This is a genomic window from Agrococcus sp. Marseille-P2731 (assembly GCF_900117395.1).
Lineage (GTDB): Bacteria > Actinomycetota > Actinomycetes > Actinomycetales > Microbacteriaceae > Agrococcus.
On sequence record NZ_FPEG01000002.1, the window covers coordinates 328984 to 344916 of the forward strand.

General features: G+C 72.1%; 18 protein-coding genes. 11 read left to right on the forward strand and 7 right to left on the reverse strand.

The annotated features are described in order from the left end of the window. Positions 1–116: 116 nt before the first annotated feature. Positions 117–1364, forward strand: coding sequence for a saccharopine dehydrogenase family protein (locus tag BQ6202_RS05475; RefSeq protein ID WP_143143651.1), 1248 nt, complete (start codon positions 117–119; stop codon positions 1362–1364). Positions 1365–1379: 15 nt separating this feature from the next. On the opposite strand, the gene BQ6202_RS05480 is transcribed toward BQ6202_RS05475, so the two are convergent. Both BQ6202_RS05480 and BQ6202_RS05485 read right to left on the reverse strand, forming a co-directional pair. Next, positions 1380–2342 (reverse strand): oxygenase MpaB family protein, encoded by a 963-nt coding sequence (locus BQ6202_RS05480; RefSeq protein WP_072313467.1) that lies wholly within the window; start codon positions 2340–2342, stop codon positions 1380–1382. Between the two features lie 82 nt (positions 2343–2424). Then, positions 2425–4173 (reverse strand): FAD-binding protein, encoded by a 1749-nt coding sequence (locus BQ6202_RS05485; RefSeq protein WP_072313468.1) that lies wholly within the window; start codon positions 4171–4173, stop codon positions 2425–2427. A gap of 70 nt (positions 4174–4243) precedes the next feature. On the opposite strand from BQ6202_RS05485, the gene BQ6202_RS05490 reads away from it, so the two are divergent. Next, positions 4244–5185: a LysR family transcriptional regulator gene (locus BQ6202_RS05490; protein ID WP_083587035.1), complete on the forward strand. Its 942-nt coding sequence runs from the start codon at positions 4244–4246 to the stop codon at positions 5183–5185. Positions 5186–5195: 10 nt separating this feature from the next. Here BQ6202_RS05490 and BQ6202_RS05495 read toward each other — a convergent pair whose 3' ends face one another. Beyond that, positions 5196–5675, reverse strand: coding sequence for a pyridoxamine 5'-phosphate oxidase family protein (locus tag BQ6202_RS05495; protein ID WP_072313470.1), 480 nt, complete (start codon positions 5673–5675; stop codon positions 5196–5198). A gap of 66 nt (positions 5676–5741) precedes the next feature. On the opposite strand from BQ6202_RS05495, the gene BQ6202_RS14570 reads away from it, so the two are divergent. Next, the gene (locus BQ6202_RS14570) at positions 5742–7034 is read left to right on the forward strand and encodes a GNAT family N-acetyltransferase (protein WP_159433616.1); all 1293 of its coding nucleotides are present in this window, start codon (positions 5742–5744) and stop codon (positions 7032–7034) included. Between the two features lie 33 nt (positions 7035–7067). Here the strand turns inward: BQ6202_RS14570 and BQ6202_RS05510 are convergent, their stop codons facing one another. Both BQ6202_RS05510 and BQ6202_RS05515 read right to left on the reverse strand, forming a co-directional pair. Then, positions 7068–7934 carry an AraC family transcriptional regulator gene (locus BQ6202_RS05510; protein ID WP_072313471.1) on the reverse strand — a complete coding sequence of 289 codons (867 nt, stop codon included), beginning with the start codon at positions 7932–7934 and terminating at the stop codon, positions 7068–7070. A gap of 83 nt (positions 7935–8017) precedes the next feature. Continuing rightward, a complete protein-coding gene (locus BQ6202_RS05515) occupies positions 8018–8878 on the reverse strand; it encodes an MBL fold metallo-hydrolase (protein ID WP_234946129.1) in 861 nt (286 codons plus the stop codon). 14 nt (positions 8879–8892) lie between these two features. Here BQ6202_RS05515 and BQ6202_RS05520 point away from each other — a divergent pair, with 14 nt between their 5' ends. Next, positions 8893–9291 (forward strand): pyridoxamine 5'-phosphate oxidase family protein, encoded by a 399-nt coding sequence (locus BQ6202_RS05520; RefSeq protein WP_072313472.1) that lies wholly within the window; start codon positions 8893–8895, stop codon positions 9289–9291. Between the two features lie 29 nt (positions 9292–9320). Here the strand turns inward: BQ6202_RS05520 and BQ6202_RS05525 are convergent, their stop codons facing one another. Continuing rightward, the gene (locus BQ6202_RS05525; RefSeq protein ID WP_327021581.1) at positions 9321–10073 is read right to left on the reverse strand and encodes a class I SAM-dependent methyltransferase; all 753 of its coding nucleotides are present in this window, start codon (positions 10071–10073) and stop codon (positions 9321–9323) included. A gap of 118 nt (positions 10074–10191) precedes the next feature. Between BQ6202_RS05525 and BQ6202_RS05530 the strand changes: the two genes are divergently transcribed. The 3 genes from BQ6202_RS05530 to BQ6202_RS05540 all read left to right on the forward strand — a co-directional run bounded on the left by BQ6202_RS05530 (position 10192) and on the right by BQ6202_RS05540 (position 12329). Continuing rightward, complete coding sequence (locus tag BQ6202_RS05530; RefSeq protein WP_072313473.1) at positions 10192–10836, forward strand: SRPBCC family protein; 645 nt, start codon at positions 10192–10194, stop codon at positions 10834–10836. Beyond that, positions 10833–11501 carry a DUF4166 domain-containing protein gene (locus BQ6202_RS05535; RefSeq protein ID WP_072313474.1) on the forward strand — a complete coding sequence of 223 codons (669 nt, stop codon included), beginning with the start codon at positions 10833–10835 and terminating at the stop codon, positions 11499–11501. The genes BQ6202_RS05530 and BQ6202_RS05535 overlap by 4 nt, the downstream gene beginning before the upstream one ends. Positions 11502–11588: 87 nt before the next feature. Then, positions 11589–12329: a hypothetical protein gene (locus BQ6202_RS05540; RefSeq protein WP_072313475.1), complete on the forward strand. Its 741-nt coding sequence runs from the start codon at positions 11589–11591 to the stop codon at positions 12327–12329. A gap of 5 nt (positions 12330–12334) precedes the next feature. Here BQ6202_RS05540 and BQ6202_RS05545 read toward each other — a convergent pair whose 3' ends face one another. After that, complete coding sequence (locus BQ6202_RS05545; protein WP_159433617.1) at positions 12335–12661, reverse strand: YciI family protein; 327 nt, start codon at positions 12659–12661, stop codon at positions 12335–12337. Positions 12662–12836: 175 nt separating this feature from the next. On the opposite strand from BQ6202_RS05545, the gene BQ6202_RS05550 reads away from it, so the two are divergent. The 4 genes from BQ6202_RS05550 to BQ6202_RS05565 all read left to right on the forward strand — a co-directional run bounded on the left by BQ6202_RS05550 (position 12837) and on the right by BQ6202_RS05565 (position 15898). Continuing rightward, positions 12837–13373, forward strand: a complete 537-nt coding sequence (locus BQ6202_RS05550) for a DinB family protein (RefSeq protein ID WP_072313477.1) — start codon at positions 12837–12839, stop codon at positions 13371–13373. Between the two features lie 83 nt (positions 13374–13456). Next, positions 13457–13786, forward strand: a complete 330-nt coding sequence (locus BQ6202_RS05555) for a YciI family protein (RefSeq protein ID WP_072313478.1) — start codon at positions 13457–13459, stop codon at positions 13784–13786. Between the two features lie 92 nt (positions 13787–13878). Continuing rightward, complete coding sequence (locus BQ6202_RS05560) at positions 13879–15105, forward strand: RNA polymerase sigma factor (RefSeq protein WP_159433618.1); 1227 nt, start codon at positions 13879–13881, stop codon at positions 15103–15105. Next, a complete protein-coding gene (locus BQ6202_RS05565; RefSeq protein ID WP_200792215.1) occupies positions 15092–15898 on the forward strand; it encodes an alpha/beta fold hydrolase in 807 nt (268 codons plus the stop codon). Before BQ6202_RS05560 ends, BQ6202_RS05565 begins: the two co-directional genes overlap by 14 nt. Positions 15899–15933 lie beyond the last annotated feature (35 nt).

Here is a 15933-nt window from a genome sequence, read left to right on the forward strand (position 1 = left end):
CTCGGGCCGGGAACGGAGTCGCAGGGATCGCGCCGTCCTGGCTCGATCAGCGTAGTCCTGCCGCCCGGGTGTCGAACCTGGGAGCCGGGCGACGGGGGATGGGGGACGATGGCGCGATGAGCGCTCGCGATCTCGACCTCGTCCTGTTCGGTGCGACCGGCTTCGTCGGCAGGCTCGTCGCGGCGCACGTCGCGGAGTCCGCGCCGAGCGGGTTGCGCATCGGCCTCGCCGGGCGCTCGCCCGAGCGGCTCGAGCACGTGCGTGCGCAGCTGCCGCCCGTCGCCGCGGCGTGGCCGCTCGTGGTGGCGGACAGCGACGACGACGCGAGCCTGCGCGCGCTCGCTGCCCGCACTGCGGTGGTCGCGAGCACCGTCGGCCCCTACCTGCGCTACGGCGCCGGGCTCGTCGACGCCTGCGCGGACGCGGGCACGCACTACGCAGACCTGACCGGCGAGGTGCTCTTCGTGCGCGACATCGTCGAGCGCAGCCACGATCGGGCTCAAGCGAGCGGCGCGCGCATCGTGGTGTCCTGCGGCTTCGACTCGGTCCCCTCCGACCTCGCCGTCCATCTGCTGCACGAGCGAGCCGCCGCGGACGGCGCGGGTGCGCTGACCGACACGACGCTGCGCGTGCGGCGGCTCTCCGGTGGCATCAGCGGGGGCACGATCGACTCGCTGCGGGCGCAGCTCGAGCGGGTGCGCGAGGAGCCGGCGCTCGCCGCCGTGCTCGACGACCCGGCGGCGCTCGCCGTCGGCGTGGATGGCGCGGGCGCGACCGCGCCTGCCAGGATCGCGCCGGGCCAGCGGGACGTCTCGCGACCCTTCCTCGACGTCGAGACGGGGGAGTGGGCGGCACCGTTCGTGATGGCCGGGTACAACACCAGGCTCGTGCGCCGCTCGACCGCGCTGCGCGGCGGCGCCTACGGCGAGCGGTTCCGCTACCGCGAGGTCGTCGCGACCGGGCCGGGCGTGCGCGGGCGGCTGGCCGCGGCGGCGGTCGCCGCCGGCACGCGAGCGCTCACGGTCGCGATGGCACTCCCGAGCGTGCGTCGCGCGCTCGACGCGGTGCTGCCGTCACCGGGCGAGGGGCCCTCAGAGGAGCGCCGCGCAGCCGGCTCCTTCGAGGTGGAGACGACCACGCGCACGGAGCGCGGCGCGCGCTACGCGGCGCTCGTCGCTGCCGACGGCGATCCCGGCTACGCCGCGACCTCGATCATGCTCGGCGAGGCCGCCCTCGCGCTCGCCGTCGACGATGAGCGCTGCAGCGCGGAGGGCGGCGTGCTCACCCCCGCGTTCGCGATGGGCGACGTGCTCGTCGAGCGGCTGCGAGCGGCCGGCCTCAGGCTCGAGGTGCGGAGGATCTGAGCGGGGCGCGACGCCTCAGGCAGCCCGCTGCGCCTCGAGGCGACGCAGGCGCAGGCGTGCCCAGTCCTGGGCTCGTCGACCGTCGCCCGAGGCGAGCGCGCGTCCGGCGATCCAGAGCACCGCGCGGGTCGCGGTCACGACCGGCAGCGGTGAGCGCCGCACCCCGAGCAGGCGGCGGTAGGGCGCGGGGATCGTCGCGACCGCGCCCTCGAAGAGCAGGCGGTACCCGAGCCCGGCGGCGCCCTCGACGCCGACCGGCGGCCGGCGCAGGAACGCGACGACGTCGTGCACGCGCTCGTCGCCGCGCAGCTCGCCCCGTTTGAGGTAGCCGGCGAGCCGCCCTCGCAGCTCGTCCGCCGTCGCCGGGGGATCGTCGACGCGCATCAGGCGGCCGGCGACCGCCCACTCTGCCACGTACGCATCGGCACCGCCGGGGATGCTGGCGTCGCGCATCCGCCGCGACCCCGCTCGGCGGCAGGGCCCTCGCCCTCGCGTCGGCGGACCCCAGGTCTGCTGGCAGGTGAGGAAGGCGTCGGTGAAGGCCAGGTGCACCCAAGCCGCGAGGCCGCCGTCGTCGGCCCGATAGCTGCGCTCGGCACCCGCGCCGTCCCGGTAGCTGCCGGCCACGCGGGCGTGCAGCCGCCCCACCCGCGCCGTCTCGCGCGCGGCCTGCTCGGTGGAGCCGTAGGTGACGCAGACGACCCAGCGCACGGTGCCGGCGAGGCGCCCGAGCGGATCCTCGCGGTAGGAGGACCAGTCGTGGACGCCCGCCATCGCACCCGGGTGCAGCGCCTGTAGCAGCAGGGCGCGGATGCCGGCCACGAGCGTCGCCATGCTGCCGTGCACCGTCCAGGCCGCGCCGTCCTCGGCGAAGTGTCCCGCATCGTCGCCCTCGGCGAGCTCGCGGATCCATCGCGGCGTGCCCTCCGGGTCGCCGGAGAGCGCCGTCAGCAGGCGCGCTCGAAGTTCGGTGCGCATGGCTTCAGCCTGCCAGTCGAACCTGGGGCGATCGTCGCGCCGGGCACGGAGGCCCGGCACGACCGCGCAGCCGCGCCTTCGGTCACTCGACGAGCTTGCCGTCGACGGAGTCGTCGAGCTGCGCCTCGGCGAGCGCCCGGAAGCTCTCGGGGGCGGGCGCGAGCGGCTCGAACGCCACCCCGGTGCTCGGCGACCAGACGAAGTTGCCGCGCAGCGACTCATCCTGCTCGGGGAAGTCTGCGCGGTTGTGGCAGCCGCGCGTCTCGCGGCGCTCGAGCGCGCACTCGAGCGTGGCGCGCGCGGCGAGCAGCGAGCCGAGCAGGTCGTAGGCGTGCGCGAGGTCGTCGAAGCCCGCGATGTCGGGATGCGCCGTCACGTGCTGGGCGCGCTCCTCGATCGCGTCGAGCGCCGCGAGCCCGGCTCGCAGGCCCTCCTCGGTGCGCACGACGCCGGCGTGCTGGCTCATGGTGTTGCGGATCTCGCGCTGCAGCCGGCGAGCCGACTCCGTGCCCTCCTCGCGCAGCAGCCCTCGCATCTCGCTCCGCGCCTCCTCGACGGCGCTCGGGTCGCGGCGCACCTCGGTGCGCGCGGCGACGTAGTCGGCGGCGTGCGCACCCGTGATCCGCCCGTAGACGAGCAGCTCGATCAGGGAGTTGCCGCCGAGGCGGTTCGCGCCGTGCAGGCCCGACGAGGCCTCACCGATCGCGTAGAGCCCGTCGACGCCCGTGCCGTGGTCGTCGGGCGCGACCCAGACGCCGCCCATCGAGTAGTGCGCCGTCGGGGCGATCTCCATCTTCGTGGTGGTGATGTCGAGCATCTGCAGGTCGATGAGCGTGCGGTAGACGCGCGGCAGCTGCTGCAGGATCTGCTCGCGCGGCAGGTGCGAGACGTCGAGGTAGACGCCGCCCTTCTCGGTGCCGCGGCCTTCGGCGATCTCGGTGTACCCCGCGAGCGCCACCCGGTCGCGCGTCGAGAGCTCCATGCGCTCGGGGTCGTAGCGCTCCATGTAGCGCTCGCCCAGCGCGTTCGTCAGGATCCCGCCCTCGCCGCGCGCAGCCTCCGAGACCAGCGTGCCCGCAGCGTCATCGGGCTCGAGCAGGCCGGAGGGGTGGAACTGCACCAGCTCGGCGTCGCGGATGCGCGCGCCGGCGAGCGCCGCGAGGCGGAAGGAGTCGCCGGTGTTCTCGTCGCGGCGGGAGGAGGTGTGGCGCCAGATGCGCGTGTGGCCGCCGGCGGCGAGGATCACGGCGTCGGCGTGGATCTGCACGGGGGTGCCATCGACGACGTCGAAGCCGTAGGCGCCGAAGATCGTGCCATCGGCGACGAGGAGGCGGGTGATGTAGATGGTGTCGACGATCTCGACCTGCAGCTCGGCGGCGCGGCGCATCAGGGTGCGCTGCAGCTCGAGGCCGGTGTAGTCGCCGGCGTAGGCGGTGCGCCGGTAGGTGTGCGCGCCGAAGAAGCGCTGCGAGATGCGCCCGTCCTCCTCGCGGGCGAACGGCATGCCCCACTGCTCGAGCTCCTCGATGCCCTGGGCGGCCCCCTGCGCGACGGTCTCGACGATCGCAGGGTCGGCGAGGAAGTAGGACTCGCGCAGGGTGTCGGCGGCGTGCTGCTGCCAGGAGTCCTCGGGATCCATGGTTGCGAGCGCGGCGTTGATGCCACCGGCGGCGAGCGTCGTGTGTGCGTCGTGCTTGCGGCGCTTGCCGACCGCCAGCACCTGCACGCCGCGCTGGGCGAGCTCGATGGAGGCGCGCAGGCCCGCGCCGCCGGTGCCGATGACGAGGACGGAGGTGGAGAGGAGGCGCTCGGATGCGTGCGGTGCGGTCATGCTCCCACGCTACGAGCGCGTGCGTCATGCGTCCAATGCATAGATCGAGTAGGCGCGATGCCGGTATCGTATGAGGATGAAGCTCGAGCACCTCCGTTCCTTCGAAGCCGTGGCGCGCGTGGGCAGCTTCACGCGGGCTGCGGCCGAGCTCTTCGTCGCGCAGCCGTCGCTGAGTCGGCAGATCGGGGCGCTCGAGGCCGACCTCGGCACCGAGCTGCTGCGGCGGGCACCGTCGGGGGTGAGCCTGACGGCCGCGGGGGAGGTGCTGCTGCCGATCGCGCGGCGCATGCTGGGTGACGCGCAGAGCGCCCGCGCGCAGCTGGACGCGCTCGCCGGCCTGCGCCGCGGCAGCGTGCGCCTGGGCGCGACGCCGACCCTGTGCGTCTCGCTCGTCGCCGACGTGCTCGCGGCGTTCCGCGCCGCGCATCCTGGCATCGAGCTGCACATCACGGAGGCCGGGTCGCGGTCGCTCGGTGAGGCGCTCGACCAGGGCGCTCTCGACCTGGCCCTCGTGGTCACGCGAGGCGCGCAGGCACCCGCCCCGGCGACCGAGCTGGTGCCCCTGCTCTCCGAGGAGCTCGTGGTGGTCTCGGCGGCCGACGACGCGCCGCTCAGCGAGGTGACGCTCGCGCAGCTCGCCCGCATGCCGCAGGTCACCTTCAACCGCAGCTACGACCTGCGCGTCGCGACCGACGCAGCGTTCGCCGCCGCGGGCCTCACGCCCACGATCGCGGTCGAAGGTGCCGAGATGGATGCGGTCCTGCGCTTCGTCGAGCGCGGCGTCGGCGTCGCCGTGGTGCCGGCGATGGTCGGCATCGGCCGCCCGGCATTGCGCAGCGCGCGGCTCGTGCGGCCGCAGCTCACGCGCACGGTCACCCTCGCCCGTCGCACCGACGTCACAGCGTCAGCAGCCGCATCCGCCATGCAGCAGGCGATCTTCGAGACGGTCGATCGCCTCGCCGCCCCCGGCAGCGAGCTCGCGCAGCGCGTGCGGCTCGCGCCGAGGGCGTGACGCCGCGCCGCTAGAGCCGGACGATGCCGCTATCGCCCATGTCGGGCTGCGCGTCGGACACCAGGCCCTTCACGAACTGCACCGCGACGGCGACGGTGCCGGGCGAGTCCCAGTACTCCGCCGAGCTCGCGGTGACCTCGATGAGCCCGTTGTCCGCATCCTCAGGCCCGCCGGACATGTAGGCGCCGGCCGACGCATCCCACAGCTCGCGCAGCTTCGCCACGTCGTCCACGAAGCGCGCGGTGCCGGCGAGCGATACCCAGCCCTCCTTGCCGGCGTAGTGCACGTTCACGCGCGGGTCGGCAGCGATGGCCTCGACCTTGTCGGTCGAGCGCTCGGTGATGAACCAGACGGTGCCGGGCTCCTCGAAGTCCTGCGTGCCCATCGGCGTCGAGACCAGGTCGCCCGTCTTCGAGACGTAGGCGAGCGAGGCGATGCGCGTCGAGCGCATGATGTCGGTGACGGTCTGCAGCTGGGTGTCGGTGTCCATGGGCTCACGCTCGCACCGGGCGCTGTGCACAGGCTGAGTTCACGCGCCTCGGACAGGATGGGCGCGGTGCAGGCACTGTCGAGCGGGAGCGCACCACCGACGATGGGGGAGCCGATGATCACCTTCGAGGAGCGCGTCCCGACCGCCGCCGAGCAGCGCGCGGTCGCCGAGTCGGTCGGCTGGGACGACCACTTCGACTGGGCGAGCCTGCCCGCGTCGCTCGCCGGCTCGCTGCGCGGCGTCGTCGCGCTGGACGGGGATCGCGTCGTCGGCGTCGGCCGCCTCGTGGGCGACGGCGTGCGCTACTGGTACGTGCAGGACGTCATGGTGCGACCGGATGCGTCGGAGCAGGGGATCGCGTCGACCATCGTCGAGCGGCTCGTCGCCTGGGTGCGGGAGCATGCGCCGGCCGAGGCGATCGTCGGGCTGTTCGCGAGCCCCGAGGCGACCGGCGTGTACGAGGAGCTCGGCTTCGCCGCCGCCGACGGCGACCCGCTGGGCATGACGCTGACCCTGCAGGGCGAGGGCGGCGCGCTGCAGCCGACGCCGGTGCGCGCCGGCATCGCCGCGCCGCTCGGCTACGACCCCGGGTTCCTGGGGGAGGAGGTCGCAGCACCGCGCCTGGCGGCCGCGGCCGACGGCGCGGCACCGGTGCTCGACTACGTGCACTTCAGCGTCACCATGCACCCCGAGCGCCGGCTCGCCCGCTCGGTCGCGTGGAACGTCGACGGGCTGCGCATGCTGCCCGGCATCCCGCGCGCCCGACGCTTCTTCCTCGACGAGCGACTGCCCGCCGAGCAGCAGACGGGCGAGGTGGTCTACGCCGACAACGACCTCGATCGCGGTCACCTGGCGCGCAGGGCAGACCTGCTGTGGGGCACGCTGGAGGAGGCGAAGCAGGCCAACACCGACTCGTTCTGCTTCACCAACATCACGCCGCAGCTCGCCGGCTTCAACCAGGCGAGCCGAGGCGGCGTCTGGGGCGAGCTCGAGCTCGGCGTCCTCAGCCTCGAGACGCTCGTCGAGCGCCGCATCAGCGTCTTCGCCGGCCCCGTGCTCGCCGACGACGACCCGCACTACCGCGACCTCGTGCAGCTGCCGCGCGAGCACTGGAAGATCGTCGTCTACCGGGTGGCGGATGCGCTGCGCGCGAAGGCGTTCCTGCTCGCGCAGGAGGTCGACGATGTGCGCTCCGCCTACCTCGAGGGCTTCGCGACCTTCGAGGTGAGCCTCGCCGACCTCGCCGCGCGCACGGGGCTCGACCTCAGCGGCATCCCCGGCTCCGGCGCGACGGGCGACGGCACCGTGCGACCGCGCGAGCCGAGACCCATCAGGACGCTGGCCGACATCGCGTGGTGAGGCGGGTCATCCGCCCGATCACCCGAGGAGCGCTCAGGCGCGCTCGATCGGCAGCCACAGCTCGCACGTGGCGGTGCTGAAGTCGGCCGCGCGCTCGAGCACCGCGACGATCGACGGGCCGGGCCGCAGCCGCCAGGGGTTCGAGGGGAACCACTCGGTCGCTGTCGCCGCCCAAGCCGACTGGAGTGCGGCGGGATGGGGGCCCTCGGTCCGGAAGACCGCCCACGTGCCGGCGGGCACCGCGATCGCGTCGAGGTCGTCGGGCACCGCGCGCTGCTCGGTGACGGCGACCCCGTGCAGGTAGGTGAGCTCGCTGCCCTCGGCGTCGTCCGGATCGACGTCGGCGCTCACCTGCAGCAGGCTCGCCGGCTCGGTGTCGCTGAGCGCCTTGAGGCGCTCGTGCTCGCTCACGGGCAGGGCGGCGATGTGCGCTTGGATGTGCGGGTTGATGCCCTCGTGGATCAGCGGCACGCGGGCGGCGTGGCCGATGAGTCGGAAGTCGGGCCGGTCGGTGATGCGGACGTGCATGGGGGTGGCTCCTTCGACGGTGAGATGGAATCGCAGCTGCGGCTGCGTGCGGAGGGGACCGCCGTCGCGGCGGGCATCCGCCGGCGAGATGCCGTGCACGGCGCGGAACGCCCGACCGAATGCCTCGGTCGAGCCATAGCCGAATCGCACGGCGATGCCGAGCAGCTGGTCGCCGGCCAGCACCTCGGCAGCGGCGGTCGCCATGCGCCGCCGACGGATGTACTCCGACAGCGGCATGCCCGCCAGCGAGGCGAACATCCGGCGGAGGTGATGCTCCGTGGTGCCGAGGCTGCGTGCGAGCGCGTCGACATCGAGCTCGTCGGCGAGGCGCTCGTCGATGTGGTCGACGGGGCGGTTGAGCATGGCGATCACGGCGTCCTCCTTCGCCTCCGAGTGTGCGCGATGCGCCGGGCGAGCGCCCGATCATCGCGGCCAGGATCGATCGCCCGTCGCGCTCAGCGCTCGCCGATGACGCCGCGCTCCGTGAGCCGCTGCACCTGCCACCGATGCACGTCCGGCAGCCACTCGAGCGGAGCGCCGGGGGAGACCCGCGGATCCGCGGTGTCGAGCACGTCGCGCATCCGCTCGACGTAGGCCCGGTCGAGCTGGATGCGGGTCCGGAAGTGCTCGGAGCCACCCACCGCGCCGTGCCCGGGCACGACCGTCTCCACCGCATCCGCCTGGCCCTCGAGCATCGTCAGCGCGTCGAGGTAGTCATCGATCGGATGGGGTGCGTCGAGGTCGAGGAACGGCATGAGGATGTCGGAGAGCATGTCGCCGGCGACGAGCACGCGCGCCCCCTCGATGAGCAGGGCCGCATGGCCGGGCGCGTGCGCGCGGTGCTCGAGGATGCGGACGGTCGGGCCGTCCCAGGGGATCTGCGCCGTGCCCTCGGCGAGACCGGTGATCCGACCGAGCAGCGCCATCGGGATCTCGTCCGCGTACTCGGGCGGGAGGCCCTCCGCGATCATCGCGGGCCAGTCGTCGTGCGAGCGCAGCTCGGCGATCGACGCCGCGCACTCTGCGGTGCCCAGGCGCGGCACGTCGCCGAAGCTCTCGTGCCAGAGCACGTGGTCCCAGTCCGGGTGCGTCGAGAAGCCGGCGACGACGGGCTTGCCGAGATCCTGCAGGTCACGACCGAGATCCTCGAGCTCGCCGGTCGTGATCCCCGGATCGATGAGCAGCACGCCAATGTCGCCCTCGACCACGACCGTGTTGCTCATCAGGAACTCGCTCTCATGCACGTGCACACCCGGTGCGATCGCTCGCAGCATCGCGGCCTCCATCCGTTCCGCCATCGGTTCGTGGGCGCCCACAGTACGCTCGTCCGGTGGACGGACAGGCGGAACGGGTCGGCTTCGATGAGTTCTGGGCGGAGCGGCGGCTCTGCATGCTGGCATCGCCGCGCCCGGATGGCTCCATCCACCAGGTCCCGGTCGGGGCGACCTATGACGCGGAGCGCCAGCTCGTGCGCGTCATCACCTCGGGATCGAGCTACAAGGCGCGCAACCTGCGCGCGCATCCGGGAAGCCGTGTCGCGATCTCGCAGGTCGAAGGCCGATGGTGGAGCACGATCGAGGGCCCGGCGACCGTCTCGGACGATCCCGAGCGGGTCGCGGAAGCGGTGCGGCGCTATGCCGTGCGGTACCGACAGCCGCGGCCGAACCCCGATCGCGTGGTGATCGAGGTGGCGGTGCAGCGGATCCTCGGCAACGTCGAGCGCGGTTGAGCGGCGGCGGCTGACCGCCAGGACTGGCGTCAGGGGCGGTCGAGCACGAACATGAGGAACCCAATGAAGGCGGTGCGCTCGCCGGTGCGAAGCCGTGGGGGCAGCAGCTCGGGCGGCGTGTCAGCGGCTGGTCGCGGTTCGCTGATGCGCAGGATGCGGAAGCCCGCGGCCGCGAAGGCATCCGACATCGCGTGCAGCGGCCGGTGCCAGAAGGTCAGGTCGGCGGCGGTGCCCGCGAAGTCGTAGCGGTCGGTGTAAGGCCGGGTCGCGAAGTAGTCCTCGCCGGGCTCGCCGATCGCGGCGCCGGTCGGATGGTTCACCGAGAGCAGCAGGCGGCCACCCGGTGCGAGCACGCGGAAGAACTCGGCGAGCGGCGTCGACCAGTCCTCCAGGTAGTGCAGCACGAGCGAGGCGATGACGTCGTCGAAGGCGGCGTCGGGGTAGGGGAGCGGCGCTGCCAGGTCGAGCACCGAGAGCGGCGTCGACGCGCCGAGCCGCTGACGGGCCAGCTCGATCATCGCGGGGCTGCCGTCGAACCCGGTCACTGCCGCGCCGCGCTCCCTGAGCGCGAGGGCGAGCGGCCCCGAGCCGCAGCCGGCGTCGAGCACCCGGTGCCCGCGCACCTCGCCGGCGAGCTCGAGCATCGCCGGGCGCTCGTAGTGCGCGTTGAAGAGGCTGCTCGCGTTGGCCTGGTCGTATCCGTCGGCGAACTCGTCGTAGTGGTCGGGGCGCATCTGCGGCGCGGTGTCCTTCGAGGGCGAGGACGGGTGGTGTTGGGGCACTGGTGGCTCTCGTTCGGGAAGCGGAGGAGCACCCAGGCTATGCAGGTGGCTGGCCGTCGTCGTCGACGCGGGTGCTCGTGTGCCGCGCCTCGGGCGCGTCTGCTCCTAGAGTCGAGCCATGGGTGGCAGCGGTATCTACGTCGAGGCGCGCATCCGCGCGAGCCTGGACGACGTGTGGGAGCGCACGCAGGATCCCGGGCAGCATGCCCGCTGGGACGCTCGCTTCAGCTCCATCACCCCGACCGGGCACGGTGAGGACGGGATGCGCTTCGACTACACGCGCCGCGTTCCGTGGCACACGGTTCGCGGCGTCGGGATCTCCATCGGCGAGCGCACCGGGGTGAGCGGGACCCGCACGTCGGCGCTCTGCTTCGCCACCGCCGACCCGGTGTCGCCCATCCGCTCGGGTCGTGGGTACTGGCGCTACGCACCCGACGGCGACGCCGTGGTGTTCTCGACGGGATACGACTTCGAGCCGGGGCTCGGCCGGCTCGTGGATCTCGTCGCCCGACCGCTGCTGGGCTGGGTGACGGCCTGGAGCTTCGATCGACTGCGCATCTGGCTCGAGCGGGGCGAGGAGCCCGAACGCTGGCCGCTGCGCAGCGTGCTGTGGGTCTGGATGCCGGAGCGGCCGAGAGCAGCGCGGTGCCGCCGCTCGCCAGCCGGTGGGCGGCGTCGCGCCGATCACCTGCAGGATGCGCCGGCGTCGCTCGCGGCACTGCCGTCGCCCAGCGGGAGTGCCGAGAGGCGCGTGGGGGAGTGACGTCGATCTTCGAACGGGCCATGGGCGCCGACTTCCAGCGACTGCATCCGATGCTCCAGCGGCGGTTCGGCGTGGGGCTCGACTCCGGCGAGGGCTGCATCGGTCGCGGTGTGATGCGCGAGATCCGGCGAGGGCCGTGGTGGACGGTGCCGTTCCTCGAGATCGGCAGGCTGCGCAGCATCCTCGTGCCGACGGTGGGCACGGATGTGCCGTTCACGATCGAGTGCTTCCCCTACCTCGACCCCTTTGGCCGCGAGACGGTGACCTTCGTGCGCGAGTACGAGGTCGGGCGCACCCCCAGCCGCTTCGACGCGACGATGATCCTCGACCACGGGCGCATCATCGACTACCTCGGCACGCACCAGCACCTGGCCGTCGACCTCGAGCTGCGGGCCGACGACGACGGTGGACTCGAGCTGCGATCCGGCGCCCAGCGCTTCCACGAGGGACCGGTGTCGTTCGCGTTCCCGATGCTCGCGAGCGGCCGGGCGCTGCTGCGCGAGCGCTGGGACGAGTCGACCTCGCGCTTCGAGATCGACCTGGAGGTCACGAACGACCGATTCGGGTTCCTCTTCGGCTACCGCGGATCTTTCGAGTGCGAGTGGATGCCCGCCACCGACGCCGCGGACCGGCTGAAGCCGGTGCGCCACGAGCGGCGCACGTAGTCTCTCCTGCCACCCGTCATGAAAAACGTCGCGACTCCGGCGACCAGACTGAAGACGGAGCCGCACGAGTGACCTACGCTGAGCGCCATGCCCTGGGTCGAGCTCCTCCTGTCGATCCTCGACATGCCGATCGCTCTGATGCAGGCGTGGCTGCAACGTCGGCGAGAGAAGCGCCGGAAGCGGCGCACCGAGCGTGGGGCCTCTTCCTCACGCACTGAGCGAGGCGTGAGAGAGGCCGGAAGGAGCAGGACAGGCCTCGAGCCCGGTTCCAGCTTGGCTCGTTGCCCCATGCGAGTGGAGGAGATCGTGGAGATCGCGATCGCCGAAGGTGCAGCGGGCGACCTCCTGCCATGGTCGCTCGCAGACATGCTGTGGGAGTCGCAGCTGGGCCGCACGCGCTCAGGCGACGGGTACGTCGCCATGCTGTTCGACGAACTCCTCCTTCCGGCTGGTGAAGCCACGTCCGCGGTCTTGATCGTCACCGACGCGGCCGCCCCTGAGTCGACTGCCGCTCCGACCCCGTTCGCCGGTGGGCGAAGGCACTTCGCGGTCGGGGACGCAGCCGTGAAGCACATGGCCTCGACCGTGTCCGTTGCGATCCGCGCGATGGTTCCACCCCACGAGGTCCGAGCGACGGGGAAGCGCGTCCTGCTCGTCACGCTTATCGACCGCACCGTCAGACTCGAGGCGCCCCCAGATCTCGAGCGTGACCGCGCCGGCTACCTGGCGTGGGCGCTCGACTGGGAACGGGAGGTCGAGGTGCTCGGGTGGTTCGTGGTCGAGCGAGAGTCTGAGCAGTCGCGAGCGCCGGCCGTGCGCTCGCACTGACTGCGTCACCTGACGCGTCGCACTTCGACGCTCGCGTAGCGCGCTTCGACGAAGCGTGCCGCGATCTCGAGTGCTCGGCCCTCGTCGGCGACATCCACGAGGTAGTAGCCGCCCACCCATTCCGTGGCTCCCATGTGCGGACCGTCGGTGACGGAGGGTTCGTCGCCCGTGCGCACGACCTTCGCTCCGTGAAGGGAGAGCTCATGCGTGTCGAGGAGCTCTTCGGAGGCCGCGAGCTCGTCGATGAGGCCGTCGTGTGCCGCCCGGAAGGCGTCGTGGGCATCGGCGCGAAGGGCTGCTTCGCTCCTGGCGCTCGAGTAGATGAGGATCATGTGCCGCATCGTGGTGGTCCCTTCGTCGGTTGTCCCTGCAATCTCTCGACGCACGCGACGACATCTGGAGGACAGGGCCATCGGTGTCTGGGTGTCCTCGAGCGCCGAGGCGCGACGTCATGGTCGTAGAGGCGGTGCGGTGGTGCCTGCCTCGAACCGATGATGAGGAGGACGCATGGCGAGCTACGAGGCGCTGCGAGACCCGGTGACGGATGAGCTGCTCGACTGGATCGAGGCCAGCCTGGGCCGGATCGCCGGCTCGGTCGCTGGTCTGAGCGAGGCGCAGGTGCGAGCGACGGCCGCACCGTCGGGCTGGTCGATCGCGGGGTTGGTCGGTCACGTGCACGCCTCGACCCGCTTCTGGCTGCACAACGTGATCGGCGGCAACGCGGTCGAGCTCGATGAGCGCGGGGTGTGGGACAACGATCCGATCGTGCCGTTCCCTGCGCTGCTGGAGCGTGTGACGCGGGAGACGAGCGACGCATGCGCCGCGGTGCGCGGCCGATCGAGTGAGGATGCTCCCGGGTGGTGGCCGGAGGGCGCGTGGGGTGGCTACCGGCAGCACACGGTCCGTGGCGTGCTCATGCATGTGCTGAACGACGATGCAGCGCACGTCGGCCATCTCGACATCGTCAGAGAGCTCCTCGACGGGACTGTCTGGGACGACGCCGGGAATCGGATCAGGACGACGGCTGACGGGAACGGGTCGTAGATCGCGATCATCGCGATGTGTCCTCAGCGGCCTGCCCGAGTCGTCGTACTGGTGTCAGGATCGAACGAACTCGAAGGAGAATCATGCGCTACGTGCTGTTCATCTGCAATGACCCGACTGGGGAGCCCTACGACGCGGAGCACGACGACGTGGGGGAGTGGGTCGAGGCGCTACAGGCGTCCGACTCGTACGTGCTGGGCGATCGGTTGCGGCCGGTCGAGGATGCGACCACGGTCCGCGTTCGCGGCGGGGAGCGCATCGTCGCAGACGGGCCGTTCACCGAGAGCCGCGAGTGGATCGCCGGCTTCGACATCGTCGAGGCTGAAGACCTCGACGCGGCGATCGTGATCGCCGCGGCGCATCCCATGGCGCGATTCGGGCTGGTGGAGGTGCGACCGGTGTGGCCGCTCTGATGCCTGACGGCATCGAGAGCCGGAGCGTCGGCGCCGCCGACGCTCCGGCGTCGGATGCGGTCCGTCGCGTCGCGTCGCTCGAGTACGGGCGGGTGCTGGCCAGCGTGATCGGCACGGTGAACGACTGGACGATCGCCGAGGACGCGGTGCAGGACGCGCTGGCCCGTGCACTCGATCGGTGGCCGCGAGATGGCGTCCCACGCAGCCCGGCGGCATGGGTGACGACGGTCGCGCGTCGCCGTGCCATCGATCTCGTCCGTCACGAGAGCGCCGAGCGTCGAGCCCTCGCTCGTCTCGAGCACGAGCTGCCGGACGTGTTCGATGAGGTCGCGTCGGGTGTCGCCTTTCCCCGTGGCGACGAGCGTCTGCAGCTCATCTTCACCGCATGCCATCCGGCTCTCACCCTGGAGGCGCGGGCGGCACTGACGCTGCGAACGGTGCTGAACGTGCCGGTCGACGAGCTCGCGATCCTCTTCGCGGTCTCACCGGAGACGATGCAGAAGCGGCTCGTACGGGCGCGGGCCAAGATCAAGCATGCGGGCATCGCGTACCGGGTGCCTGGACCGGCAGAGATGTCCGCCAGGAGTGAGAGCGTCTGCGAGGTGCTGTCTGGCCTGTTCACGCTCGCCTATGCCGATCCGACGGCACGGTCCGAGGCTGCCGCGGAAGCCATCCGGCTTGCGCGGCTGTGCTGCGAGCTCTTCCCGTCCGACTCCGCTGAGTGGCTCGAGCTCAACGGTGTCCTCGCGCTGCTGCTGCTGCAGCACTCCCGCCGTGCGGCGCGGACGTCTGCCGAGGGGCTCTCGGTGCCCTTCGAGCGCCAGGACCGTGAGCTCTGGGATCAGGAGGCGGCGCATGAGGGGTTGCGAATCCTCGATGTCGCGCTCGAGCGTGCCGCACAGGCGCGCGTGCCGGGGGGACGGCACCTCGTGCGTGCCGCCATCGCTGCGGAGTACGTCCGCCCCTTCCAGATCGGCGCGTACGGAGAGATCGACCACGCACGGATCGCCAACATGTATGAGCTCCTCGAGCGGCTCGATCCCTCACCGTTCGTCACCGTGAATCGAGTCATCGCTGTCGCGAACGCAGGCCGCCCCGCCGTGGCGCTCGAGCTGCTGGAGACGGTCGCGCTCGCACTCGCCGGGCACCACCTCCTCGCGGCGGTGCGGGGCGACATGCTGCGTCGGCTCGATCGCACCGGGGAGGCTGCCGCAGCGCTGCGCACCGCCGCAGCCGCTGCGCCATCGGATCGTGAGCGGCAGTCCTATCTCCACGAGGCCGTTCTGCTCGACTCGAATGCTGCACATGCGCATCCTTGAGCGAGACCTGCCCGGCTCGGTCGTGCACGCGACCGCGGCGGCCGGCGCGCTGTCGCGCGTCGTGCTGTGGCTCGGCGGCACGCCGCACACCGGCGGGCTGCTGCAACCCGTCGTCGATGCGGCGACGGCTGCGGGCCGCGACGTGATCAGCGTCGCCAGGCCCGGGTACGGAGGTGCGCTTCGACGTCCGGGTCGGAGCGTCGCAGACGCGACGAGCCAAGTCGCCCGGCTGCTCGACGTGCTCGGCCTCGACGATGTCGTCGTCGTCGGCTTCTCGGGAGGTGGCCCCCATGCGATCGCGACCGCAGCGGCCCGCCCCAGCAGTGTGAGCCACGTGCTGACGTTCGGCTGCATCGCGCCGTTCTCCGCGGACGACGAGTGGTTCGTCGGGATGGCAGACGCCTCAGCGCTGCAAGCAGCTGCGTCAGGGCTCGCCGCTCGCACCGCCCACCCTGACACCTTCGAGCCGTCGAGCTTCGTCGACGCCGACTACGACGCGCTCGGGGGCTCGTGGCACGCCCTGGTCACCGATACCGACGCGGCGCAACGACACGGTTCGGACGGCGCCATCGACGACGACATGGCGTTCGTGCAGCCCTGGGGCTTCTCGCTCGACGACTGCGCCGCCTCGGTCGTCGTCGTCCACGGGTCGCGGGATCGAGTCATACCTGTGCAGCACGCGCACGCACTGTCAGCGGCTCTCCCGAATCCCCGCTCCGTGATCCAGGACGGCGACGGGCACGTCTCAGCCCTGCGGACACTCCACGTGCATCTGCAGGAAGTCGACCGCTGATCGCGATCGGTCGACGTCGTTCACCGCACAGCTCA